The following is a 25100-nucleotide window of genomic DNA, read 5'->3' on the forward strand; positions in this document are numbered from 1 at the left end:
GTACACCACGGCGCTGTGCCGCCGCGGTCGCGGATGGCCAACCGCAACTACGTGGTGTAGTGGCTGTTCAACTCGACATATGCGGGCGACAGATCGCATCCCAGCACCTCGGCCCGACTGCTACCGACCGCGAGGTCCACATGGATGTCCAGGTGGCGCGAGGCCTGCATCGCGGCGCGTACCGCCTGAACGCTCTCTTCGCCCGACGACGGGTAGACACTGATGCCGCAGATCGAAATGCGCGTGCGCTCGGAATCGATGAGATACGTGCGATCGCATTTGCCGATGGCCATCGCGACTCTGCCCCAGTTGGGATCGTTGCCATGAATGGCTGTTTTGACCAGCGGAGAGTTAGCGATCGACTTAGCCACCGCCTTGGCGACGGTATCCGATTCCCCATGCTCGACGATGACTTTGAAGATCTTTGTCACGCCCTCACCGTCGCCCATTACCATCATCGCGAGATGCGATGCCGCATCGAGCAGCGCGTCAGCGAAAGCATCTGGGTCGACCGGACCAGCCAGTCCGTTCGCAAAGATCGCGCAACTGTCGCTCGTCGACGTATCCGAATCGACCGTGATGCAGTTGAACGTCTTGTCCATGACCGAGACAAGAGTCGACTGCAACGCGGGTTGAGCAATTTCGGCGTCGGTAAAGAAGTACACGAGCAGGGTCGCCATGTCCGGCTCGATCATGCCGACGCCCTTAGCAACTCCGATGAGCACGCTGTTCCCGACCAGAATGCAGACCGTCTTTGCGGTCGTGTCGGTGGTCATGATCGTTTCGGCAAAGGCGCGAAAGTCCGCCGGCTCTGTCATCTGATCCCGATCGGACGGCAGCACCTGGGCAATCCTGTCGACAGGCAATCGCCTTCCGATGACGCCGGTCGCCGCGCATTGCACTTCGTCGGGCGCAACACCGAGTTGTTCGGATAATCGCCCAATGAGCGCGTCCAGGTCTGCCGCGCCCTGTGGGCCAGTCGCGACGTTGGCGTTCTTGGAAACGACGAGCAACGCGCGCGCCGAGCCATGAATCAGTTGCTTGCGCGACGCTCGCACCGCCGGACTCGCAAAGTGATTCCTTGTATAGACGCCGGCCACGGTGCACGGGACGTCGCAGAACATGACGGCGACGTCGCGCGACGCATCCTTGATACCGGCGGAGGCGACGAACGTTCTGAAACCGCGCGGCATCCGCGAGGCACCGCTCAACGGCAGCGAAACGAAATCACGATCTTTCATCGGGCACCCACGCTCACGTCGCTTTCACCGAGCACGCGCGCGAAATGCGCATGAGGGCTACGGGCCGAGAAGGCGGCCTTATGAACGCGCTTTGAGGCGGCGGCGGACTGCAGCAGCACGTCGCGCATGCTTTGTACGATGGTCTGTTTGGTCGCTCGGTAGGGCACTTGCGGGTAGGCTGCCAACTCTTCTGCCCGGGCGATGGCGTCGCGCAGCAAGTGCTCCGGTGTCGATAGCCGGTTGACGATGCCAAACGTCATGGCTTTTTCCGCATCGATTGGTTCGCAGGCGAAGACGATTTCCTGCATACCCACGTAGCCGATGGCGTGTCGCAGGATCGCCGCGCCCACCGAGCAGCCGATACCGTGCCGCAACTCCGGCATGCGGAACTCCGCCGAGGTGGCGGCTTGCCGCCAGTCGAACATCAACGCGAACTGAAATCCCATGCCGATGGCGTAACCATCGATTGCCGCGACGGTGGGCTTATCGACGAGCAGCACACTTGAATACAAGTCGGTGATCCTGTCGATCCAGCGATCGACCTCCTCGCCGCCCTTCATGAGTTTGACTTCGTTGAAATCACCGCCCGCACTAAAGGACCGGTCCGGACCGCCTGTCACGACGACGGCGCTGACTGACGGGTCCGCGTTCGCTGGCGCGAGCGCGCTCTTGATGCTGTTTTCGAGCTCCGCGCTGAAGGGATTCATTCGGCTTGCGTGATTCAGCGTCACGACGCGGACTGCTCGAACGTCGGTTTCTACGACCAGCGACATCGACCTTCTCCTGTTGAAATGCCGTTAATGCGTGTGCGAATCTGCGTTGGGCAGCGATTCTTCGCCGGACAGATAAGCTCGGTACTTTCGATACGTGTATTTCGTCTTGGCGGCGTAGTCGGTGGTGTCGACGCCAATGTGGGCCGCGAAGATGCTGTTTACGGAAGAGCCTTCATGAATCCCGATCTTGCGCCGCCAGACGATCTCGTCAGGGAGCAACGCGTTCTCGGCGGCGCATTCGCGCAGCATGACCTTGACTTCGTCGTCCGAGACCTTCATTTCGGGCGCGAGATTGAGCGCGAATGTCATGAGACGCGTCGTCCAGAATGGGTGATGCACCTCGAGCCCGTATCGATTGGCGCCGAATTGGGAAAATTCACCCGTCCAGCGCGTTCGATAGATCTGCCGCCATAGTTCGGCATTTGCGTCATTGGGCGCGCTTCCGGTCTTAAGTACGCCGCCGAACAGCAGATCCGAGCCGTAGCCCGTGACGACCCGCCCGCCCGTGCTTTCCAGCGACCGGTACAGGCACAGGAGACTGGCCTGGATCTCGGCCGACAAGCCGTCGAATATCTCGTTGTAGTAGATCGCTTCGTGAGCGCCCCGGAGAATCGCATCGTCTGCGAAGGTCAACTCACGATGGGTGGTGCCGACATGACGCGCGACCGTCTGCGCAAACGGAAATTCGTTGCTCGTCCCGCTTCCGATCGCGAACGTGCTGATTCCTGGTCGATGGCGTGCAGCGATGGCCGTCACCATGCTCGAGTCCAGGCCGCCCGAAAGGGGAATCGAAACCGGACCGCTGGCACTCGTCACGCGCCTTACCGAACCGGAAAGCAGTGAATAGGTCAGTTGTCGCGCGTGCTCGCGTCTAATGCGCTGGGGTGTAGCGAGCCTTAGCGTCAGATACTGACGTGCGTTGATCATCGAATGACCACGTCCGTCGAAACCGAATGAGCAGACGGACCCTGGCCGGATACGCTCCGCGTTTCGAATCGGCAGAAACGTATCTGCCCGGTCGTCGTGCGCGATGACTTCGTTCTCGGAGAGGAAGTCGAATTCGCCAGGCCCGCACAGACCGACATTCTTGAGTTCGGATGTCACCCACAATGCGCGGCCGCGCACGACGTGAACAGGTTGCAGGCCGAGTGCGTCCGTGGCGACCGTCAGCTTGCCCCGTGGCCCGAAGGTCAGAAGGGTGAAGGGTCCCTCGACCAGCGAAAGAATTGCGTCACCATAGGCTTCGAGAAGGATTACAAGCACCTGAACGACGTTCGCCGATAGCGCTTCTGCGGTCACTAGGTTCGCAAGCGAGCGCAGCTCATCCGAGTTGGTCGGGCGTCCGATCAGTACGTGAGTCTGATTATTTTCGACATACATAATCTCCGATTGGTGAGTGCCGCTCCATTGCTTTAGCCAGAATTGCCAGCCTGAAATCTCGAGCAGATCTCCTTGGCGACGTAAATCCGCGAGGGATGCGGTTAGGGGTCGGGCCGCATTTGGAGTGGCGACGAATGAGAATGTCATGGGTGATATTCGTTGGTTGAGCGCTTGCGCGCAGATTAATTACGGCGAAGCACGGTGAATGACTATAAATGTGTGAACTAATTCGAACATTAATCGGATTGAATCATCTGTCGAACAGAATACGCCGCAAGTTCGACAGTAAAAACCTGCCAGCGAGCCTACTCGCGGGCAAAGAACGCCGTAAAGAGCACGATGGGAATGACGTAGAGCTGGTATACGCTCCAAATCCAGGCGTTGCCGATTCCTCTATTGACCGAGCAGCCTCGGAGCGGATATATCGGGAAACGTTTCTTTGCTGCGGTGCGAACTCCTGTGCGCCCTATGGGGACGGCTGACGTGAATCAGCATTTACTGTCTCATTTTGTCTCTCTAGCGCTCCAATAAGGCCATTCTTTAATGGCATAACGATGAAGGGTGTCACATCGCTATGCATTCGACGCAGTTTATTAAAGCACAACTCTTTGCGTCGTAAAATAGATCTGATTTGCAAAATTTTGTATTTAAGCAGGTGCCGACGCGATTTTTGCAGAATTGATTAATTCTGAGATGATACCGTTGCTAATAGGCTTATTTCCAAAGTACTTTTTAAGCGCATCTGATAGATATTTAGCTCGGACGATAATGTGAGAGCAAATCGGCGGATGATAAATGTCCAATTAAAAACGTTAGTCGCTCCGCCGAAAGCGGTATGCCACTTGCTCCGGCATTCCCCACCAGCCGGGTTTTCCCGACGTTTCGCGGGTTTGCGCGTCGCAACATCGAAACCTGTGCCGATGCCTTGACACGATCACGCGCAACGCCGATCATTCGATCAAAGAGAGAGCAATTGTTCATTCGAAGAGCGTTCGCTCACGCGAAGGGCGATGCGAAGAATCGGAGACACCGGTGAGACTGAAAGACAAGGTCGCGATCATCACAGGCGCCGCGAGCGGCATCGGCGAGGCGGTCGCGCGGCGCTATCTGGAGGAAGGGGCGCAGGTCGTCGTCGTCGACTTGAAAGACGAGCGCGACATGGCGCAGCGCTTCGCGGACGTCTCCGCGCGCGTGCTCGCGCTCAAGGCGGACGTCACAAAGCGCGAAGACATCCAACGCATCGTGGCGCGCACCGTCGAGCGTTTCGGCGGTATCGACATTCTCTTCAACAACGCGGCGCTCTTCGACATGCGCCCGATCCTCGACGAATCCTGGGACGTGTACGACCGCCTCTACGCAGTCAACGTCAAAGGCATGTTCTTTCTGATGCAGGCGGCCGCGAAACGCATGGTCGAGCAGGGCCGCGGCGGCAAGATCATCAATATGTCATCGCAAGCCGGCCGGCGCGGCGAAGCGCTCGTGTCGCATTACTGCGCGACCAAGGCGGCGGTGATCAGCTATACGCAGTCGGCGGCGCTCGCGCTCGCGAAGGAGCGCATCAACGTGAACGGCATCGCGCCGGGCGTCGTCGATACCCCGATGTGGAAGGAAGTCGACGCTCTCTTCGCGCGCTACGAGAATCGTCCGCTCGGCGAGAAGAAGCGGCTCGTCGGCGAGGAAGTGCCGCTCGGGCGCATGGGCGTGCCCGCGGACCTCACGGGCGCGGCGCTCTTTCTGGCGTCATCGGACTCGGATTACATCACCGCGCAGACGATCAACGTCGACGGCGGCAACTGGATGAGTTGACGCTTGCCCCCGCGCAGCATGCGGCTTGAAGCGCGGGAAGCACCGTCTATAGTGAAACGGCGTCGAGTCGAAGGCGCCAGGGCAACGAAGGCAGGCGCGGCAAAGCATAACCCGGCAACACGCGATCCCCGATCGCGCACCCTCAAAAGCAGGCAGCGGCATACACGGCGCTTGCGGTCACGCATCGACTATCCGCGGTGCCCGTGCCAACAAAAAGGAGACGAACCCATATGAAACGCACTCAACGCATCGTTCGAGCACAACCGCGCGCGCGTCGCGCCCCGTTCGCGAGCGGGGCGCTGTCGGTCGCGCTGGCCGCAGCCGCGCTCGTGCCGCTGTCGGCGCATGCCGCGACGACCATTACCATCGCGACGTTGAACAACCCGGACATGATCGAGCTGAAGAAGCTCGCGCCGGCCTTCGAGAAGGCCAATCCGGACATTCAGCTAAAATGGGTGATTCTCGAAGAGAACGTGCTGCGCCAGCGCGCGACCACCGACATCACCACCAACAGCGGCCAGTTCGACGTGATCACCATCGGCACGTATGAGGCGCCGCAATGGGGCAAGCGCGGCTGGCTCTCGCCGATGACCGGCCTGCCCGCCAACTACGATCTCGACGATGTCGTGAAGACCGCGCGCGACGGGCTCTCGTCCGGCGGCGTGCTCTATGCGCTGCCGTTCTACGTCGAAAGTTCGATGACGTACTACCGCAAGGACCTGTTCCAGGCGGCCGGCCTCAAGATGCCAGACCAGCCGACCTACGACCAGATCAAGCAGTTCGCCGACAAGCTCACCGACAAGTCCAAAGGCCAGTATGGCATCTGTCTGCGCGGCAAGGCGGGCTGGGGCGAGAACATGGCGTTCGTGTCGACGGTCGTGAACACCTTCGGCGGCGAGTGGTTCAACGAGAAGTGGCAGGCGCAGCTCGATACGCCCGAGTGGAAGAAGGCGGTCGGCTTCTATGCGGACCTTTTGAAGAGCGACGGCCCCCCGGGAGCGAGCTCGAACGGCTTCAACGAGAACCTCACGCTGATGTCCTCCGGCAAGTGCGCGATGTGGATCGACGCGACGGTCGCCGCCGGCATGCTCTACAACAAGTCGCAGTCGCAGGTGTCGGACAAGATCGGCTTCGCGGCCGCGCCGGTTGCCGTCACGCCGAAGGGCTCGCACTGGCTGTGGTCGTGGTCGCTCGCGATCCCGAAGACGTCGAAGCAGCAGGACGCTGCGAAGAAGTTCGCCGCGTGGGCGACGTCGAAGGAATACATCGAGATGGTCGGCAAGGACGAAGGCTGGGCGTCGGTGCCGCCGGGGACGCGCAAGTCGACCTACGCGCGCCCCGAGTACAAGCAGGCCGCGCCGTTCGGCGACTTCGTGCTGAAGGCGATCGAAACCGCGGATCCGAACGACGCGACGCTGCACAAGGTGCCGTATAGCGGCATCCAGTTCGTCGGCATTCCGGAGTTCCAGTCGTTCGGCACGGTGGTCGGCCAGTCGATCGCGGGCGTCGTCGCGGGTCAGACGAGCGTCGACAACGCGCTGAAGGCGGCCAACGCCGCCGCGGATCGCGCCGTGAAGCAGGCGGGCTATCAGAAGTAAATCTTGCGCAGCACACGGGCCGCGTCGCCTGATGCGGCCCGCCAGCATCATCATCGAGAGGTGACACGATGAGTCAACTGAATCCCCCCATCACCGATCATCATCTGGAGGAGTCCGCCGCCGAACGCGACAAGCGCCGCGCGAAGTCGGTGCGGTGGCTGATCGCGCCATCGACCGGACTGCTCTTCCTGTGGATGGCCATTCCGCTCGCGATGACGATCTGGTTTTCGTTCTCGCGGTATAACCTGCTGAATCCCGATGTCAAAGGCTTCGCGGGCTTCGACAACTTCGAGTTCCTCGTCACCGATCCGGCGTTCGGCCCGTCCATCGGCCATACGCTGACGCTGATCATTTCGGTGCTCGTCATCACGGTCGTGGGCGGCGTGCTGCTCGCCGTGCTGTTCGACCGCAAGTTCTTCGGGCAGGGTATTGCGCGTTTGCTCGTGATCGCGCCGTTCTTCGTGATGCCGACGGTCTCCGCGCTCATCTGGAAGAACATGATCCTGCATCCGGTGTACGGCCTCATCGCCAGCCTGATGCGCTCGATGGGCATGCAGCCGATCGACTGGTTCGCCGACTATCCGCTGTTCGCGGTGATCGTGATCGTCGCGTGGCAATGGCTGCCGTTCGCGTTCCTGATTCTCTTCACGGCGATCCAGTCGCTCGATCAGGAACAGAAGGAAGCGGCGCGCATCGACGGGGCGGGTCCGTTCGCGATGTTCTTCTTCATCACGCTGCCGCATTTGAAGCGCGCGGTCGCCGTGGTGGTGATGATGGAAACCATCTTTCTGCTGTCGATCTTCGCGGAAATCTACACGACGACGGGCGGCGGCCCGGGCACCGCGACGACCAACCTGTCGTACCTGATCTACGCGCTGGGTCTCCAGCAGTTCGACGTCGGTCTCGCATCGGCGGGCGGCATTCTCGCGGTCATTCTCGCCAACATCGTCGCGTTCTTCCTCGTGAGAATGCTCGCGAAGAATCTCAAAGGGGAGTACGAGTCATGAGCACTCAAACGGTTACAGGCGCGCCGCGGACCACGGCGCTCGGCCACGCGAAGAACATCGTGCCCGGCATCGTCGCGTGGATCGTATCCATCCTGCTGTTCTTCCCGATCTTCTGGATGACGATCACCGCGTTCAAGACCGAGCAGCAGGCGTATTCGTCGTCGCTGTTCTTCACGCCGACGCTGGATAGCTTCCGTGAAGTGTTCGCGCGCAGCAATTACTTCGGCTTCGCGTGGAATTCGGTGCTGATTTCGGTGGGCGTCACGGTGCTCTGCCTGATCCTCGCCGTGCCGTGCGCTTACGCGATGGCCTTCTTCCCGACCCGGAAAACGCAATCGGTGCTGCTGTGGATGCTGTCCACGAAGATGATGCCGTCGGTCGGCGTGCTCGTGCCCATCTACCTCTTGTGGAAGAACACGGGCCTGCTCGATACCGTGTCCGGGCTCGTCGTCGTGTACACGCTGATCAACTTGCCGATCGCCGTGTGGATGGCGTACACGTACTTCAACGAAGTGCCGAAGGACATTCTTGAAGCCGGCCGCATCGACGGCGCGACGACGTGGCAGGAAATCGTCTATCTGCTGATGCCGATGGCGCTGCCCGGTCTCGCATCGACGGGTCTCTTGCTCATCATCCTGTCGTGGAACGAGGCGTTCTGGAGCATCAACCTGTCGAGCTCGAACGCGGCGCCGCTGACGGTGTTCATCGCGTCATACTCGAGTCCGGAGGGTTTGTTCTGGGCGAAGCTTTCGGCCGCTTCGCTGCTCGCGGTCGCGCCGATCCTGATCGTCGGCTGGGTCTCGCAGAAGCAGCTCGTGCGCGGTCTCACCTTCGGCGCGGTGAAGTGAGGATGCAAGCGTGAATCTCACTCCATCCCACGAGGCCAACCTCGAAGACCGCTTGCTGATCTGCGATTGCGACGGCGTGCTGATCGACAGCGAAGCGGTGGCGGCGCGCATGCTCGTCAGCGAATTGCAGGCGCTGTGGCCGGGCGTCGATGTCGAGCCGGTCGTCATGCCCTTGCTCGGCCTGCGCATCGAGGCGGTGCTCGCGAGCGCCGCCGACACGGTGAACCGGACGCTCACGCACGATCAGGTCGTGGCGATCCGGCGCGCCGTAGAAGTGGCCGCGATCGAGGCGCCGACAGTGCCGGGCATCGCCGAAGCGCTCGCGGCCGTGCCGTTCACGAAGGCGTGCGCGAGCAACAGCTTTTCCACCTACGTCGATGCCGTGCTGAAACGCACGGGCCTCCTGCGCTTCTTCGGCGAGCGGCGTTTTTGCGCGGACATGGTCGCTAATCCGAAGCCCGCGCCCGACGTCTATCTCGCGGCGGCGCGCGCAATGCGCATCGATCCGCTGCGCTGCCTCGTCGTCGAAGACAGCGTGACCGGCGTGACGGCGGCGAAGGCGGCGGGCATGCCGGTGCTCGGCTTCATCGGCGGCGGACACGCGACCGAAGGACAGGTCGGCGCGCTCGAAAGAGCGGGCGCGCACAAGGTATTCGACGACATGACGCGCTTGCCTGCGCTCGTCGAGCAATGGCTGCAGAACGCGACGTTCGAAATCAGATAGCGACAAACGCGCGACGCATCGCTAATGAAGACTGGAGACACATCATGGCTAGCCTGACACTGCGCAACATCAGCAAGCGTTACGAAGAAACCGAGGTGATGCGCAACATCAACCTCGATATCAACGACGGCGAGTTCGTCGTGTTCGTCGGCCCGTCGGGCTGCGGCAAGTCGACGTTGATGCGCATGATCGCGGGTCTGGAGGACATCAGCGGCGGCGACCTGATGATCGACAACGCGCGCGTGAACGAGCTCGCGCCCGCGAAACGCGGCATCGCGATGGTGTTTCAGTCGTATGCGCTTTATCCGCACATGACGCTGTACGACAACATGGCGTTCGGCCTCAAGCTCGCGGGTGAGAAGAAGCCCGCGATCGACGCCGCCGTGAAGAACGCCGCGAAGATCCTGCATATCGACCATCTGCTCGATCGCAAGCCGAAGCAGTTGTCGGGCGGCCAGCGTCAGCGCGTGGCGATCGGGCGCGCGATCACGCGCAAACCGAAGGTGTTTCTCTTCGATGAGCCGCTCTCGAATCTCGACGCCGCGCTGCGCGTGAAGATGCGGCTCGAGTTCGCGCGCCTGCACGACGACCTCAAGACGACGATGATCTACGTGACGCACGATCAGGTCGAGGCGATGACGCTCGCGGACAAGATCGTCGTGCTGTCGGCGGGGAACATCGAGCAGGTCGGCACGCCGAACACGCTGTATCACGCGCCGGCGAATCGCTTCGTCGCGGGATTCATCGGCTCGCCGAAGATGAACTTCTTGTCGGGCACGGTCGCGCAGATTCAGAACGACGGCGTGCTCGTGAAATACGCGACGGGCGAAACGCAACTCGTCGGGGTGCTGCCGGGCAATGCGAAGCCGGGCGACGCGGTGACGGTCGGTGTTCGTCCCGAGCACTTGCAGCCGAACGCGCCCGACTCGGGCGACTACGGCGTCTCCGCGTCGGCGATGACGGTCGAAACGCTCGGCGACGCGGCGTATCTCTATGCCGAAACGGACGTCGCGCCAGACGGACTGATCTCGCGGATTCCGCCGCTCGAAAAGCACGCGCGCGGCGAGAAGCTGAAGCTAGGCACGGCGCCGGAACACTGCCATCTGTTCAACGCGGAAGGGCAGGCGTTCACGCGCATGGTCGTGGATGCGTGGCTGCGCGAGCACGCGACGGCGGCCTGAGCTTAGGTCGATATTCGGCCGGTCTGATCGCATGAGCGGCGCCGTTTGGAAGAGCGGCGCCGTTGTTTTTTTCAAGACCCGCACACGCGCGATAATCTCCATATCGACCAGCCACGCCCGATGGCCGGCGCCGATCCCACGATACCGCCATGCCCATCCTGAACGAACTCTTCGTCTATCCGATCAAGTCCTGCGCCGGCATTTCGCTGCGCCGCGCGACGCTCCTCGACACGGGCCTCGAATACGACCGTCACTGGATGGTGACCGATCCGGCGGGCGCGATGTTCACGCAACGTTCGCATCCGCGCATGGCGCTGATCAAGACCGCGTTCGATGGCGACGATCTCGTCATCGATGCGCCCGGCATGCCGCCGCTTCGCACCCCGCTGCATGCCGATGCGCTCGCCGATGCGCAACCGTTACGCGCGACCGTCTGGCGCCATACCGTCGATGCACTCGATACCGGTGAGCACGCCGCGCAGTGGTTCAGCGAAGTCATGGGCACGCCCGCGCGTCTCGTGCGTTTCGCGCCGTCCGCGCGCCGCGACGTAAGCGACGAATGGACCGCGCCGCACAGCGTTCAAACGCATTTCGCGGATGGGTTTCCGTTGCTGGTGGTGAGCCAGGCATCGCTCGACGATCTCAACGCGCGTCTGTCGGCGAAGGGCGCGCCGGGCATCGCGGCCAATCGCTTCCGGCCGAATCTCGTGATCGGCGGGCTCGATGCGTACGAAGAGGATTTCGTCGGCGACATGCAGATTCGCGTGCCGGGGCGCGACGTGCAACTGCGGCTCGTGAAGCTCTGCACGCGCTGCCCGATGCCATCGATCGATCAGGAAACCGGGGCGCACGACCCGTCGTGGCCGCACGAGCCGCTCGACACGATGAGCGCGTATCGCGGCAGCGATCAGTTCGACGGCGCGCTCACCTTCGGCAAGAACGCGATCATCGTGGAAGGCGAGGGCGTCGCGCTGGAAGTCGGGCAGGATGTGGAAGCGGAAATCGACTTCTGACGATTCACGCGTCGAGCGCGGCTTTCGCGCACAACTCGTCCGTCACGAGCCCCGACAGCCATTTTCCCTTCAACGCGGCAACGAGCGCGTCGCGCTTGCGCTCGCCGCCTGCGAAGCCGATCGTCGGGCGTTTGGGCGGTGCATCGAGCTTGAGGCTCGTCACGCGCGCGCCGGTTTTCGAGGTGACGCGCTTGCCGTTTGCATCGATCGGCAGGCCGAGCCATTCGGCCACGGCGCCTGCGGACATCATTTCGTCGACTTCCGCGCGCGTAATGAAGCCGTCCTGATGCAGCGGACAGTTCACGCCCACGTTGCCGATGCCGACGAACGCCACATCCGCCTGTTGCGCGAGCTCGCTGACGATGCGATACAGCCGGTGGTTGACCCACTGCGCGCGCTCGGTCTCGCTGTCGGCCATGAGCGGCGCGGGCAACATGAAGTGCTTGCCGCCGGTCTTCTCCGACAACTGCTGCGCGACGTCGTAACGATTCGACGAGCCGTCCTGCGCGATTGCGCCGACCATCGATACGAAACGATGCTGCGGCCGGTCGATCTGCCCGATCTGAGCGACGCAGGCTTTCAATGTGCGGCCGCTGCCGATCGATACGACGAGCGGCTTCTCTTCGAGCAGATAGCGCTCCATCACCTGCGCACCCGCGACGGCGAGCTTGCGGTCGACCTGCTCGGGCGCGTCGCCGTCGATGGGCACGACTTCGCACATCGCGAGACCGTAGCGGTCGCTGAGCGCTTTGGCGAGCGACAGACAATCGGCGATGCGATGATCCACGCGCACGCGGATCAGGTTCTTCTCGACCGCGAACGCGACGAGCCGCTGCGCCACCGGACGCGAGATCTGCAGCTTTTCCGCGATCTCGTTCTGAGTGTTGCCGGCGACGTAGTAGAGCCACGCTGCGCGCGTTGCGAGATCGAGTTTTTCGGTGGATTTGGGCACTGGTGGGTTTGGTTTTTTTTAGAGGTTGTTCGCCGGATCCCGGTTTGTCTTTGGTTTCTTAGAACTGCCCCTCCCCGGGGCAGAGCAAATCATCACCTCGACCACAAGTTCCATAGAAGCCCAAGCGACCCACGAAATCAAGCGAGTCGAGGCCGCGCTGAATCAAACAACGGCCTCACATGCTGATACAACTCCCGAAACCCCTTCAACCGCTGCCGCAGCAACTCATGCCGCCCCGTATCGGGCATGAACTCCTGCTTGATCTCGGGTTTGGCGAGCACCGTCGCCGGATCGCCCCCCGCCGCAAGCCAGCCAAGACGCGCCGCGCCGAGCGCGGCTCCGGTCTCGCCACCGCCGTGCGTGCGCGTGGGCGTATCGAAGGCATCGGCGAACATCTGCGCCCAGTACGCGCTGCGCGCACCGCCGCCGAGCATCGACAACGCCCGCGCCTGCGTACCCGCCGATTCCAGCGCGTCGAGGCCATCGGTCAGCGAGAGCGTCACGCCTTCGAGCACGGAATAGCCGAGCAGTGCGCGATCGGTCGCGTGCGTCATGCCGAAAAACACGCCCTGCGCGTACGGATCGTTGTGCGGCGTGCGCTCGCCGCTCAGATACGGCAAGAACAAGGGCGCGGAAGGCAGCACATCGGCGGGTAGGGCTTCGATTTCCGCAAGCAAGGTCGGCTCATCAGTGGAGGTCAGCTTGCACACCCAGCGCAGACAGCTCGCCGCCGACAAGACCACGCTCATCTGATGCCAGCGATCCGGAATCGCGTGGCAGAACGCATGCACCGCCGACGCGGGATTCGGCCGGAAGCGATCGCCGATCACGCACAGCACGCCCGACGTGCCGAGCGACAGAAAGCCATCGCCCGGATCGGTCGCGCCGATGCCCACCGCGCTCGCGGCATTGTCGCCGCCGCCCGCCGCGACGACCACGCCGTCGCCCAGGCCGAATTCACGCGCGAGCTCCCGCCGCAACGTGCCCGACGGCTCGCTGCCCTCGGCCAGCGACGGCATCTGCTGGCGCGACATGCCGCAGGCGGCGAGCAACTCGTCGGACCAGTCGCGGCGCGCCACATCGAGCCACAGCGTGCCCGCCGCATCCGACGGATCGGACACCTTCGTGCCCGTCAGATGCATGCGCAGATAATCCTTCGGCAAGAGTACGCACGCGGTCTGCTTGAAAATCTCGGGTTCGTTGTGCGCGACCCAGAGCAGCTTCGGCGCGGTAAAGCCGGGCATCGCCAGATTCCCGGCGATTTCATGCAGGTTCGGCGCGCGCTCGTAGAGTTCGGCGCACTCCTTGTCGCTGCGCATGTCGTTCCACAGGATCGCGGGGCGCAGCACGTTGTCGTGCGAATCGAGCAGCACCGCGCCGTGCATCTGGCCCGACAGGCCGATGCCGCGCACCTGCGCGAATTCATCGGGAAACTTCTCGCGCAGCTTGAAGAGCGCGGCGCGCGTGCCTTCCCACCAGTCGAGCGGATTCTGCTCCGACCAGCGCGGCTTCGGACGCGATACGGTGAACGGCGTGCCCGCCGTGCCGATGACGCTGCCGTCGCTCGCGAGCAGCAGAACTTTCACTTCGGAGGTGCCGAGGTCGATGCCTAAGTACATGAACGGGCCCTTTGTCGTTGCCGGGATCGAACCCGGCCAAAAACAGGCGTGACGCCAATGCAGCGGGAGGCGCTAATTTAACGCCACGCGGCGCACCGCGCCATGGGCACATTACCCGAGCGGCGCGGCGCTGGTTTGAACTCGCTTTTAGGACGGCGATAACACCGCGCTTATGGCCGATTCTGTAGCCACGCATCGACCTTGGAGATCGCCTTGCGCATCACGCGTTCGAGGCCTTCGGTCTGCGCCATGCTGCCCCACAGCAGCTTGTCCGCCGTGAACGCCATGACCGGATCGGGCGCCGCGAAGAAGTCATGCGCGACCGATGGGTCCATCACGCCGTCCTGATACGTATAAGGCAGCTTGCCTTCGTGCCAGCGTTCGAGGAAGCGGAAGAAGAGCGCGGGCAGGATGGCGGTCGAATCGGGGTCGACGCTGCGCGCGAAGCATTCGGAGAGCGTCGGCGCGATGAAGCCCGGCAGCTTGGAAAAGCCGTCGGCCGCGACGCGCTGATTCGTGTCCTTGATGTACGGATTGCTGAAGCGATCGAGCACGACATCGCGATACTTCGCGAGGTCGATCGGGCTGGGCGTGAGGCAGGGAATTACGTCGTCGGTGATGTAGGCATCCGCGAGTGCGCGAATTTCGAGGTCCTGCGTGCCTTCGTGGATGTATTGCAGCCCGACCAGCGTGCCCGCCCACGCGATGCAGCTATGGCTCGCATTGAGGATGCGGATCTTCGCCTCCTCGTACGGATGCACCGATTCGACCATCTCGGCGCCGACTTTCTCCCACGCGGGCCGCCCGGCGATGAAGTTGTCCTCGATCACCCACTGGATGAACTTCTCGCCCATCACCGGCGCCTTGTCGTCGAAGCCGGTCGCCGCCTTCACGCGCTCGGCGACATCGGGCGTCGGACGCGGCGTGATGCGATCGACCATCGCGTTCGGACACGACGTATTCGCGATCATCCAGTCGCGCAGCGCGGTTTCGCCGCGCCGCTCCAGAAATTCGAGCATGCCCGCCTTGAAGCGGTCGCCGTTGCTGCGCAGGTTGTCGCAGTTCTGCAGCGACACCTTGCCCGCGCCGTTTTTCATGCGCGCATCGAGGATGGCGGCGAGCGCGCCGTAGATGGTCGTCTTCGCGCCTTTCAGGTCGGCGGCGAGATCGGCGTTGGCGGTGTCGAGCTTGTCGTGCTCGTCGAGGTAATAGCCGCCTTCCGTGACGGTAAACGACACGATCTTGCAGGCCGGATCGGCGCCCGTCGCGATCAGTTCGTTCAGATCGGCGGACCACGGCACGACCTTTTTGATCGCGCGGATGGTCTCGTATTCGCGCTCGCCCTTCGGCGTGACGGTCTCGAGCGTGTACTCGCCATGCTGCGCGGCGAGCGCATCGAGCACGGCGTTCATGTCGCCGCGAATATTGCCGACGGCGAGCGACCAGCTCGTATCGGCCGACTCGTTCAGTCGATGCAGATACCACGCCTGATGCGCACGATGAAAAGACCCGGCGCCGATGTGCAGGATCACGTTGGCTTCGCTAGTCATGTTGTCTCTTCCTTTGATGGGCTGCGCGCCCGTTCTTCGCGGACGGCGGATCGCGATGGCGCACGTAGACGCTCAACGCGGGTGAAGCGAGCATTTGCTCTGTCGATGATCGAATGATCGTATTCGCCCGATCGAAAGTCAAGGCGTGACGCTTTCCGCGACGCGGCGCAAATTGCAGGCGTCTCGAACGGGAGCGTGCTGTCTGTGCATGCATCGGGCAGCGCTGCGGTGCACAAATTTTGTCGAGGAGAGCGGATCGGGAATAACCCGCACAGGCGCGCGTGACCTGGTTGCCTTTAACGATAGGCGCGAACCCGGAACGCGGGAAATGAGAGCGGCGCGGACTACTTACCGCCCATGCACCGGATGCGAATCGAACACCGGCCCCTGAACGAAGTGCACGTCGAACTGCTGCAACGCGTTGAACTGCGCCTCGTCGCTCACATTGGAAAAGATGAGCGGAATCTTCAGCCGGTGCGCATACGCCACCAGATGCTTCACCACGGAATCGCGAAGAGCCTGCCCCGCATCCATCTTGATGAAGTCAAGCCGCGCCATATCCGACACCGCCATGATCTGGCCGGCATTGGGCAGATTGCCCGCGACCTTGAACCCGTAATGCTGATAACTCTTGGTGAGATAACCAAGAAACGTTTTGTGCGCGACCGCGGCCGCCGGCAATTCGATCACCACGCGCGACGGGTTCAAGCCGAACTGCATCAGCACGGAAGAGAAGTGCCGACCGTGGTCGTACTTCACGCTCTTCAAGAGCCGCTCGTGCACGCGCAGAAACAAAAGCCCCGGCCGATGCGGCCCGAAGAAATTGAACGCGTGCACCGCGCGCGAGAGCCGGTCGAGCGCGACCAGCTCGCGATCGTCTTCCAGTTGGCCGAACGGATCGCGCGGCGCATCGCCCTGAATCAGCGTCAATGCCTGCACGCCGAGTTCATCGCCGAAACGTTCCGCGCTTTCCGGCGACGCGCTCAATGTCTGCGGGAAGCTGTGCGTGCCGACATCGAAGATCGGCTCATAGGCGCTCGAAATGCACAGATCGCGATAACGCGCGATGGCTTGCCCGGCGTGCTCGTTCTCGCCGAGCGCGACATGCGCGCCGAGAAACGGATGTTCCGCGGCGCGGGCGACGAGTTCAGGCAAGGACGGGGCGATCATAAATGGCGCATTCGGTTGTGAGGCGTGCCGTACCGGGCGATTGTCGTTGGAAGGGTCGATGGTATCAGCGCCCAACACCGCGTCCAGCACCAAATTCACATATTGATATGCCGGAGTAAGGCCGTCGATTAAGGGTTTACGAGAAATTTCACTAATCGTAATTGGTTTTACCATGCGTAAAACGTCGCGACACCACTTCTTCGTCGAGGATTTCGACCATGCCAACGTTCGAGACGCACACGGACGCGAACCAGCACTATCAATCCGGCTTCGCCAACGACTTCGCCACCGAGGCGTTGCCGGGCGCGCTGCCCATCGGCCGCAATTCGCCGCAGCGCGTGGCCTATGGCCTCTATGCCGAACAGCTTTCGGGCACGGCGTTCACCGCACCGCGCGCCCACAATCGCCGCTCGTGGCTCTATCGCATCCGGCCGGGCGCGGTGCACAAGCCGTTCACCCGCATTCCCGCCGATATGCTGCGCGCGAAGCTGGTCGGCAATTTCGGTGCAGGTTCGGCCGATGTGCCGCCGACGCCGCCCAATCAGCTGCGCTGGGATCCGCTGCCGATGCCCGCCGCGCCGACCGATTTCATCGACGGTTGGGTCACGATGGCGGGCAACGGCGCGGCCGAAGCGATGAGCGGCTGCGCGATCCATCTCTACGCCGCGAACCGGTCGATGCAGGACCGCTTCTTCTACAACAGCGACGGCGAACTGCTGATCGTGCCGCAGCAAGGGCGTCTCGCGATTTCGACGGAACTCGGCAAGCTGGATGTCGAGCCGTACGAGATCGCGGTGATTCCGCGCGGCGTGCGTTTCTCGGTCGCGTTGCCCGATGGCGAAGCGCGCGGCTATATCTGCGAGAACTTCGGCGCGCTCTTGCAGTTGCCGGACCTCGGTCCGATCGGCTCGAACGGGCTCGCGAATCCGCGCGACTTCCTCACGCCGCAGGCCGCCTATGAAGACCGCGAGGGCAAGTTCGAGCTCGTCACGAAGATGAACGGCGTGCTGTGGCGTGCGGATATCGGTCATTCGCCGCTCGATGTCGTCGCGTGGCACGGCAACTACGCGCCGTACAAGTACGACTTGCGTCACTTCAACACGATCGGCTCGATCAGCTACGACCATCCGGATCCGTCGATCTTCCTCGTGTTGCAATCGCCGAGCGACACGCCGGGCGTCGACACGATCGACTTCGTGATCTTCCCGCCGCGCTGGCTCGCGGCAGAGGATACGTTCCGTCCGCCCTGGTTCCATCGCAATGTCGCGAGCGAGTTCATGGGCCTCGTGCAAGGCGTCTACGACGCGAAGGCCGAAGGCTTCGTGCCGGGCGGCGCGAGCCTGCACAACTGCATGTCGGGACACGGGCCGGATGCCGGAACGTTCGAGAAGGCGTCGAAGAGCGATACGTCGAAGCCCGCGAAGGTCGACGCCACGATGGCCTTCATGTTCGAGACGCGCACCCTCATCAAGCCGACGCAGTTCGCGCTCGACACCGCGCAACTGCAGGCGAACTACTACGAGTGCTGGCAAGGCCTCACGAAACACTTCGACCCGGAGCAACGATGAACGACGCGCTGAAGGCCACACTCGCGCCCGCCTTGAAGAGCTGGATCGAATCCGCGAACGATCCTGCGAGCGATTTCCCGATCCAGAACCTGCCGTTCGGCATTTTCAGCGACGCGGTGAGTCCGCAGCCGCGCGCGGGCGTCGCGATCGGCGAGTGGATCGTCGATCTGGCCGCGCTCGAACGGGCGCGTCTCATCGATGCGCAAGGCACGTTCGACAAGCCGCGCCTGAACGACTTCATCGCGCTCGGACGCAAGACGTGGCGCGACGTGCGCATCGCGCTCTCCGCCTTGCTCGCGCACGGCAACGCGACATTGCGCGACGACGAAGCGCTGCGCCGTCACGCGCTCGTGCCGCGCTTCGGCGCGACGCAGCATCTGCCGGTGGAGATTCCCGGCTACACGGATTTCTATTCGTCGAAGGAGCACGCGACCAACGTCGGCTCGATGTTTCGCGATCCGAAGAACGCACTGCTGCCGAACTGGTCGGAGATGCCGATCGGCTATAACGGGCGCGCGTCGTCGGTGGTCGTGAGCGGCACGCCGGTGCGCAGGCCGAACGGACAGATCAAGCTGCCGAATGAAGATCGGCCGATCTATGGCGCGTGCCGCAAGCTGGATATCGAGCTGGAGACGGGCTTCATCATCGGTCGCGGCAATGCGCTCGGCGAGCCGATCGCGTGTGAGGACGCGGAAGCGCATATCTTCGGCATGGTGCTGCTGAACGACTGGAGCGCGCGCGACATCCAGCAATGGGAATACGTGCCCCTCGGCCCGTTCAATTCGAAGGGTTTCGCGACGACCATCTCGCCGTGGATCGTCACGCTCGATGCGCTCGAGCCGTTTCGCACCGCGACGCCGCCGCAGGAGCCGGAACCGCTCGCCTATCTGCGTCATAAAGGCGATCACGCGTTCGACATCGAACTGGAAGTCACGTTGAGCGCCGAAGGCGGCCGCAGGCCGACGACGCTTTCGCGAACCAACTTCAAGCTGATGTACTGGTCGATGGCGCAGCAGCTCGCGCATCACACGGTCGGCGGCTGCAATACGCGCGTCGGCGATTTGATGGGTTCCGGCACGATTAGTGGACCGACGCCCGAGTCGTGCGGCAGCCTGCTTGAAAGCACGTGGAACGGACAGCGGCCCGTGAAGCTGGAAGAGGGCGGCGAGCGCGTGTTTCTTCAGGACGGCGATGAAGTCACCTTGCGGGGATGGTGTCAGGGAGAGGGATATCGGGTTGGATTCGGGACCTGCGTCGGGCGAGTTGTGGCGGCGCGTAGCTGACGAGCAGGCGGCCGGGGGTCGCGGGTGACTTCCCTCGTGCCGCAGCCTTTCGCGCTCAACAGGCAGCGCGCCGCGCTTATCCCCGCGCATGCTCGTAGAACTCTCGCTCCAGTTGACGATACTTGAATACCACCTCCGCGGGAATCCCGGCGAACAACAGCAGCGCGCCCAAGCCCAAGACGCTGCACGTCCAGATGGCCCCGGCGTCCGCCAAGAACATCGCGATCTCTATTAGGGGCAAGAGACATCCGCAGTGGCCGAAGTCGGTGCGCTTCCTATTTCCAGAAATTAAGGTTAATGCTGTCCTTCGCCAGCTCAAGTCTTTCAAAGTAATCGTCTCTGCGATTCAACTATTCCTCCTTCATGGCTAAAGCGCGTAGCCAACTTAAAAGAACCCGCCGTAGCGGGTCGAAAGCAATGCTCGACTTCAGGAAGCGAATTGATCCGTGCGCATGGAACTGCGCACGGGCTCGAAATTCCGGGCTCGAAATTACCGTTGCTAAACGATTGGGCCCGAGTGCCTGATGTAAGCGGTCGAAAATGGAAGCGGGTGAGAAATACGTTCGTACCAGAATGCCCGAGCAACCGCTATGCAGACTCCCGTTAATTCGCCGCTAGCCGAGAAATCTTGACGAGGAAAGAACGACTGGGAACACCTTCATTGCTGTGGAAAACTCGCTGCGCCGGAAGGTGCCGCTTATTGTCGGGCTCGGCTGTTCCAGGCCACAGTTGATTTGGACACCGTACAGTCGATATGCGCTAGCTCGCGAATCCTCTGCGCGTGCGCGGAGAAAGGCTTGCATAAGAAAGCGCCCTGCGCCGCGCGAAGGATGAAGCAGAGCAAGCAGCCCGACTCGCCGAAGCGGCCGCCCGTCGATCGACATGTACAACGCTTATCCCGATACCCGCACGGCCGACACCCGCCGCTCCCACCAAACAGCCACCAAAAACGCACACCCCGCCACCGTCAACACGCCAATCAGCGCATCCGCTCCGACGCGCTGCATCAGCGTGCCCGCGATCATCGGACCGCCGAAGCTCGCCACGCTCCACGATGCGCCGACGATCGCCGTCGCCGATACGAGCATCGGCCCGCGGAAGCGCTCGCCGCACGCGACGATCGACAGCGTGTAGATGCTCCCCGCCGCCGCGCCGGTCACGAAGAGTAGCGGCCAGCAGATCCACGGATGCGCCATAGACCACGGCAGCATCGGCAACAGCAGCACCACGACGACGCCCGCGCCCGCATGCACCTTCGCGCGCCCGATGCGATCTGCGAGCCAGCCGATGGGAAACTGCATCGTCGTGTCACCGAGCAGGATCGCCGATGCGAACAGCACGCCGACATCCTCGCCGATGCCGTGCGACATCGCGAAGAGCGGCATCAGCGAGAGCGCAAGCGTGTCGAAGAGCGCGAAAAGCCCGTGCCGATCACGAGCGCCGGCATGTTCGGCAGCACTTGCCGCCAGTCGCCGTGTTCGCCTTCCCTTTCACCTTCGCCGGAAGCGAGCGACTGCGGCGCGCCGCGTATCGACGCGAGCGCGGGCAACGCCAGCAGAAAGATCGCGCCGCAGATCGCGAAGCGCATCGACTGCAAGGCTCCGATCGCGCTGACGAGCACCGGGCCCGTCATCTGGAAGAGCGTGAAGTTGGTCGCGTAAATCGCGACGACGCGCCCGCGCGTCGAGTCGTCGGCGAGCTGCGTGACCCATGCCTCGCCGATCGTGAAGAGCAGCATCAACGCGGCGCCGCACAGAAAGCGCAGCACGGCCCACAGCCAGAGATCGACGGTGAATTGCATCGCGATGGTGGAAAGCGCCGCGACGATCACCGTGCCGACTATCGTCTCGCGCGCGCCGCAACGCGCGGCGACGCGGCTCGCGAAGGGCGCGACGGCGAGTCCGCCGCCCGCCTGCATCGCCGTCATCAGGCCGACGATGCCGGTGCCGTAGCCCGCCTGCATGAGCGCGAGCGCGGTCAGCGGCAGCGTCGCGCCCAGGCCGAGGCCGACGACCGCGACGCTCAGGATCAGCGCGAGAAAGTCACGCGAGAGGATGTCCTTCATGCAACGTGCCGCGCGCCGGCAATCAGGCGGCCTGTCCGATCGAAAGACGGCGCGCGCGCTTGTCGAGCGTCGCCGACAGCAGCGTGAGACCGAACGCGCTTACCGCCATCAGAATGCCGACCCACGGCAGCGACGTGAGCGGCGCGCCCGCGCCGATCACGCAGCCGCCGAGCCACGCGCCCGTCGCGTTGCCGAGGTTGAACGCGCCCTGATTCAGCGTCGATGCGAGATTGGGCGCATCGCTCGCGCGATTCACGATCAGTATTTGCAGCGGCGGGACGATCGCGAAGGCGAGCACGCCCCACAAGAAGATGGTGATCATCGCCGGGATGGGCTCGTGCATCGTGCTCGCGAAGATCGTCAGGATCACGACGATCGACAACAGGAACGTGAGCAGCGAGCGCAGCAGCTTCCAGTCCGCGAGCTTGCCGCCGAGCGTGCTGCCGACCGTGAGACCAAGGCCGAAGAGCAGCAGCACGTAAGTGACCGCGTGCGGCGAAAGGCCCGTTACGTCTTCGAGGATCGGCGTGATATATGTGAACACCGAGAAAAGGCTGGCCGACGCGAGCACGCTGATGCCGAGCACCATCAGCACTTGCGGGTTCTTGAGCACGTCGAATTCGCGCAGGATGCTGGTGTCGCGCATCTCGATGTGCTTCGGCAGGCACACGGCGAGCGCGCCCGCCGCCGCGACGCCGATCAGCGTGACGATCCAGAACGTCGAGCGCCAGCCGGCCGCCTGGCCGAGCGCGGTGCCGAGCGGCACGCCGAGCACGTTGGCGAGCGTGAGTCCGGTGAACATCAGCGCGATGGCCTGGGCGCGGCGGTTCGGCGCGACGAGATCCGCGGCGACCACCGAGCCGATGCCGAAGAACGCGCCGTGGCAGAACGCGGTGACGATGCGCGCGCCCATCAGCACCCAGTAGTTCGGCGCGAGCGCGCACAGCAGATTGCCGACGATGAACACGCCGATCAGGCTCATCAGCGCCTTCTTGCGCGGCATCTTCGCGGTGACGACCGCCAGAATCGGCGCGCCGATCGTGACGCCGAGCGCGTAGCCGGACACGAGCATGCCCGCCGCCGGGATCGTCACTGCAAGATCGCGCGCGACGTTGGGCAACAGGCCCATGATGACGAATTCGGTCGTGCCGATGCCGAACGCGGCAATGGCGAGAGCGAAAAGAGGCAGAGGCATGGTGGAGGCGGGCGAGGTGTCACGTCTGGGCGCATCGTCGGATTGAGCGATGCAGGCGCCGAGGCGGAGTTGAAGGCTCGAATTGTACCGAAAGGTAATTTTCGATGCTGGTATAAACCCTGATGCCGATCGCCCCGAACCAGGCCCCGTCTGGACGGATATTCTTCTGGAAGCGCGAGCGGCGCACGGGTCTTGCCGATGCAACGCCCGCATGCGTCAGATGTTTCCGGTAACGCCTTGAGCGCCGCGCATTCCTTGCGTGTCGCAGACGCCGGAGAGTGTTGGAAAAACGCAGCAACTATCGAATGAAAATGTCACTGTCAAAAGTCCTTATCCGCTTCGCACTCGCATCCACGATGCTGCTCGGCGCGCTCGCGCACGCCCAGAGCGACGCCTCCGGGCCCATCGCCACGAAGGCGGGCGCGCTGCATTTCCTGCGCGACGAATCCGGCATGGCCGCGCTCATCGACACACAGGTTTTCGATCGCTTCGATGCCAAGCGCATCGCGCATTTCGATGAAACGTCCGGCGCGGGCGACACCGTCACGCGCATGCTCGTGCAGTCCGACACCGGCCCGCTGCTCTACGATTTCCGCCGCAATCCGCCGCTCGTGCAGCGCGTGAATCAGCGCATGACGGTCCGGCGCGTGTTCTGGCAGGGCGAGGAAGTCGTGATGCAGTCGAATCTCGGCTGGTTCGGCTTCCAGCGCGGCAAGCTCACGAAGCTGCAGTCGTCGACGACGACTTATCACTGAGCGGAAACACGCGCTCGCCGGCGATCACGTAGAGCGCTTCGGCGCGCACTTCGCCGTTCACCTCGAAGCCGCCCGTGAACGCACCGAACGCGGGCAGCACGCCCGCGCGCGGACCGAAGCGAAAGCAGGGCAGGCGCACGCTGTCCACGCGCGTCGCGAGCCGGTAGACCGGATGCTCGTGTCCGGCGAGCGCGTACGCGCCATCCACCGTCTGAGGGTGATGACAAAGCGCCCACGGCCCGAGCACGTACGGTTCCTTCACGACATCGACGCCGAACATGGCGGGCAGCGCGCCCGCGTGTTTGTCGTGATTGCCTTCGACGAGCACGAGTTCCAGCGCGCGATGCTTCGCGCGCCATGCGGCGAGCGCGTCGAGGGTCTCGTCGGCGTGGGATTCGCGCGCGTGCAGCAGATCGCCGAGAAAGACGATCGATTCCGGCCGATGCGCCGCGACGAGCGCATCGAGCCGCGCGAGGCTCTCGCCGGTCGTGCCCACGGGCACCGGAATGCCGCGCGCGCGAAAGACGGCGTCCTTGCCGAAATGCGCATCCGCGATGAACAGCGTGTTCAGAAGCGGATCGAAGGCCGCGCGGTTCGCGGAGAGCAGGAGCGCGTGGCCGTTGATGTCGATGGTCAGAGCTTCGACTGCCATTGAATTGAGCGTGGGTTGATGTTCAGGCGCCGGCATCGATGTGCAGGACCGGCGCGGCGCGAAGCGCTTCCCCGAGCACCTTGCCCATCGATGCGCCGCATTCCTGCGCGCGAGCCGTCGATGAGAAACAGGCGTCGCCTTCGGCCCGAATCTCATAGGCAGGTTCGGCGTCGAAGCGCGTGCCGGAGGGACGGCCGTTCACGGCGGCGAATCGCGTGACCGCCATGTCGTCTAATTCAAGCCGCCAAGTGTACTTGACCGGAATACGTTCACGGACGAACTCGCCGCCGGCAGAAGCTGGACGATATGGCTCGGCCGGAAATTCAACGCGGGTTCGCCCAGCGGATTGCTCGACCTGCTACTCAACGTGATGTCGATGAGCTGTGTCGGAATGGGCTTGAGCGCGCTTTGCACCGCCGCGCTCATTGCACTCTTGTACGCCTCGATTTCCGCGTTCACGCGCGGATCGATCACGGCTTTGCTATCGATCACGATAAGCACTTTCGTCGCCGGACTCGTGGAAGAACCTGCGAGTGCCCGTTGATCCAGCACGCGCGGATCGTTTGCACACGATGCGGAGGCGAAAGCGATGAGCGCAAGCGCGAAGATGCGAATTTGTTTCATGTCGGTTGGTCTGTTCGTTGTCGGAGCCGGTGCTCTTGGAACCTGCGGGAACCCGCGGGTCGCGAGGCGCGGCGCAGGGTAGCGCGCGGACCATGT

General features: G+C 63.1%; 21 protein-coding genes and 1 pseudogene. 10 read left to right on the top strand and 12 right to left on the bottom strand.

Going from position 1 to position 25100, the window contains the following annotated elements; translation table 11 throughout:
- Positions 1-47 precede the first annotated feature (47 nt).
- From argJ to NCS28_RS02465, 3 genes are read right to left on the bottom strand one after another with little or no spacing between them, the layout of a single operon-like run.
- On the bottom strand, positions 48-1241 hold the full coding sequence (gene argJ, locus NCS28_RS02455) for a bifunctional glutamate N-acetyltransferase/amino-acid acetyltransferase ArgJ (RefSeq protein WP_250512295.1): 1194 nt from the start codon (positions 1239-1241) through the stop codon (positions 48-50).
- Complete coding sequence (locus tag NCS28_RS02460; RefSeq protein ID WP_250512296.1) at positions 1238-2014, bottom strand: enoyl-CoA hydratase/isomerase family protein; 777 nt, start codon at positions 2012-2014, stop codon at positions 1238-1240. Before NCS28_RS02460 ends, argJ begins: the two co-directional genes overlap by 4 nt.
- Before the next feature lie 24 nt (positions 2015-2038).
- Positions 2039-3541 carry a carbapenam-3-carboxylate synthase domain-containing protein gene (locus NCS28_RS02465; protein ID WP_250512297.1) on the bottom strand — a complete coding sequence of 501 codons (1503 nt, stop codon included), beginning with the start codon at positions 3539-3541 and terminating at the stop codon, positions 2039-2041.
- Between the two features lie 885 nt (positions 3542-4426).
- Here NCS28_RS02465 and NCS28_RS02470 point away from each other — a divergent pair.
- From NCS28_RS02470 to NCS28_RS02500, 7 genes are all read left to right on the top strand, one after another.
- Entirely contained in the window at positions 4427-5200 is a 774-nt protein-coding gene (locus tag NCS28_RS02470; protein WP_250512298.1) for an L-iditol 2-dehydrogenase, read from the top strand.
- Positions 5201-5430: 230 nt separating this feature from the next.
- Positions 5431-6798 carry an ABC transporter substrate-binding protein gene (locus NCS28_RS02475; protein WP_250512299.1) on the top strand — a complete coding sequence of 456 codons (1368 nt, stop codon included), beginning with the start codon at positions 5431-5433 and terminating at the stop codon, positions 6796-6798.
- Positions 6799-6866: 68 nt separating this feature from the next.
- A complete protein-coding gene (locus NCS28_RS02480) occupies positions 6867-7805 on the top strand; it encodes a carbohydrate ABC transporter permease (protein ID WP_061117673.1) in 939 nt (312 codons plus the stop codon).
- The gene (locus tag NCS28_RS02485) at positions 7802-8653 is read left to right on the top strand and encodes a carbohydrate ABC transporter permease (RefSeq protein ID WP_250512300.1); all 852 of its coding nucleotides are present in this window, start codon (positions 7802-7804) and stop codon (positions 8651-8653) included. The genes NCS28_RS02480 and NCS28_RS02485 overlap by 4 nt, the downstream gene beginning before the upstream one ends.
- Positions 8654-8663: 10 nt before the next feature.
- Positions 8664-9377 (top strand): HAD family hydrolase, encoded by a 714-nt coding sequence (locus NCS28_RS02490; protein WP_250512301.1) that lies wholly within the window; start codon positions 8664-8666, stop codon positions 9375-9377.
- A 44-nt stretch (positions 9378-9421) separates the two neighbouring features.
- A complete protein-coding gene (locus NCS28_RS02495; protein WP_250512302.1) occupies positions 9422-10558 on the top strand; it encodes an ABC transporter ATP-binding protein in 1137 nt (378 codons plus the stop codon).
- Positions 10559-10707: 149 nt separating this feature from the next.
- Positions 10708-11571, top strand: coding sequence for an MOSC domain-containing protein (locus NCS28_RS02500; protein ID WP_250512303.1), 864 nt, complete (start codon positions 10708-10710; stop codon positions 11569-11571).
- Between the two features lie 4 nt (positions 11572-11575).
- Here NCS28_RS02500 and NCS28_RS02505 read toward each other — a convergent pair whose 3' ends face one another.
- The 4 genes from NCS28_RS02505 to NCS28_RS02520 form a co-directional block, all read right to left on the bottom strand.
- On the bottom strand, positions 11576-12523 hold the full coding sequence (locus NCS28_RS02505; RefSeq protein ID WP_250512304.1) for a sugar-binding transcriptional regulator: 948 nt from the start codon (positions 12521-12523) through the stop codon (positions 11576-11578).
- A 137-nt stretch (positions 12524-12660) separates the two neighbouring features.
- Positions 12661-14142, bottom strand: coding sequence for a xylulokinase (gene xylB / locus NCS28_RS02510; protein ID WP_250512305.1), 1482 nt, complete (start codon positions 14140-14142; stop codon positions 12661-12663).
- 170 nt (positions 14143-14312) lie between these two features.
- Positions 14313-15692, bottom strand: coding sequence for a D-arabinitol 4-dehydrogenase (gene dalD / locus NCS28_RS02515; protein WP_250512306.1), 1380 nt, complete (start codon positions 15690-15692; stop codon positions 14313-14315).
- 348 nt (positions 15693-16040) lie between these two features.
- Positions 16041-16862 (bottom strand): EAL domain-containing protein, encoded by an 822-nt coding sequence (locus NCS28_RS02520; protein ID WP_250512307.1) that lies wholly within the window; start codon positions 16860-16862, stop codon positions 16041-16043.
- A gap of 218 nt (positions 16863-17080) precedes the next feature.
- On the opposite strand from NCS28_RS02520, the gene hmgA reads away from it, so the two are divergent.
- Together hmgA and fahA are read left to right on the top strand one after the other, a co-directional pair.
- Positions 17081-18430 (top strand): homogentisate 1,2-dioxygenase, encoded by a 1350-nt coding sequence (gene hmgA, locus NCS28_RS02525; protein WP_250512308.1) that lies wholly within the window; start codon positions 17081-17083, stop codon positions 18428-18430.
- On the top strand, positions 18427-19713 hold the full coding sequence (fahA, locus tag NCS28_RS02530) for a fumarylacetoacetase (protein ID WP_250512309.1): 1287 nt from the start codon (positions 18427-18429) through the stop codon (positions 19711-19713). The genes hmgA and fahA overlap by 4 nt, the downstream gene beginning before the upstream one ends.
- 893 nt (positions 19714-20606) lie before the next feature.
- On the opposite strand, the pseudogene NCS28_RS02535 reads toward fahA, so the two are convergent.
- A pseudogene (locus NCS28_RS02535) lies at positions 20607-21778 on the bottom strand (MFS transporter).
- Positions 21779-21800: 22 nt separating this feature from the next.
- Entirely contained in the window at positions 21801-22973 is a 1173-nt protein-coding gene (locus tag NCS28_RS02540; protein ID WP_250512310.1) for an MFS transporter, read from the bottom strand.
- A gap of 311 nt (positions 22974-23284) precedes the next feature.
- Between NCS28_RS02540 and NCS28_RS02545 the strand changes: the two genes are divergently transcribed.
- Positions 23285-23728 (top strand): hypothetical protein, encoded by a 444-nt coding sequence (locus tag NCS28_RS02545; RefSeq protein ID WP_250512311.1) that lies wholly within the window; start codon positions 23285-23287, stop codon positions 23726-23728.
- On the opposite strand, the gene pdeM is transcribed toward NCS28_RS02545, so the two are convergent.
- From pdeM to NCS28_RS02560, 3 genes are read right to left on the bottom strand one after another with little or no spacing between them, the layout of a single operon-like run.
- Positions 23691-24380 (bottom strand): ligase-associated DNA damage response endonuclease PdeM, encoded by a 690-nt coding sequence (pdeM, locus tag NCS28_RS02550; protein ID WP_250512312.1) that lies wholly within the window; start codon positions 24378-24380, stop codon positions 23691-23693. The two genes, NCS28_RS02545 and pdeM, sit on opposite strands and share 38 nt — an antisense overlap.
- A 22-nt stretch (positions 24381-24402) precedes the next feature.
- Positions 24403-24606, bottom strand: coding sequence for a hypothetical protein (locus NCS28_RS02555; RefSeq protein ID WP_250512313.1), 204 nt, complete (start codon positions 24604-24606; stop codon positions 24403-24405).
- Between the two features lie 5 nt (positions 24607-24611).
- The gene (locus NCS28_RS02560; protein WP_250512314.1) at positions 24612-25004 is read right to left on the bottom strand and encodes a hypothetical protein; all 393 of its coding nucleotides are present in this window, start codon (positions 25002-25004) and stop codon (positions 24612-24614) included.
- Positions 25005-25100: the final 96 nt, after the last annotated feature.

Source organism: Caballeronia sp. INDeC2 (assembly GCF_023631325.1).
In the GTDB taxonomy this organism is placed as follows: Bacteria; Pseudomonadota; Gammaproteobacteria; order Burkholderiales; family Burkholderiaceae; genus Caballeronia.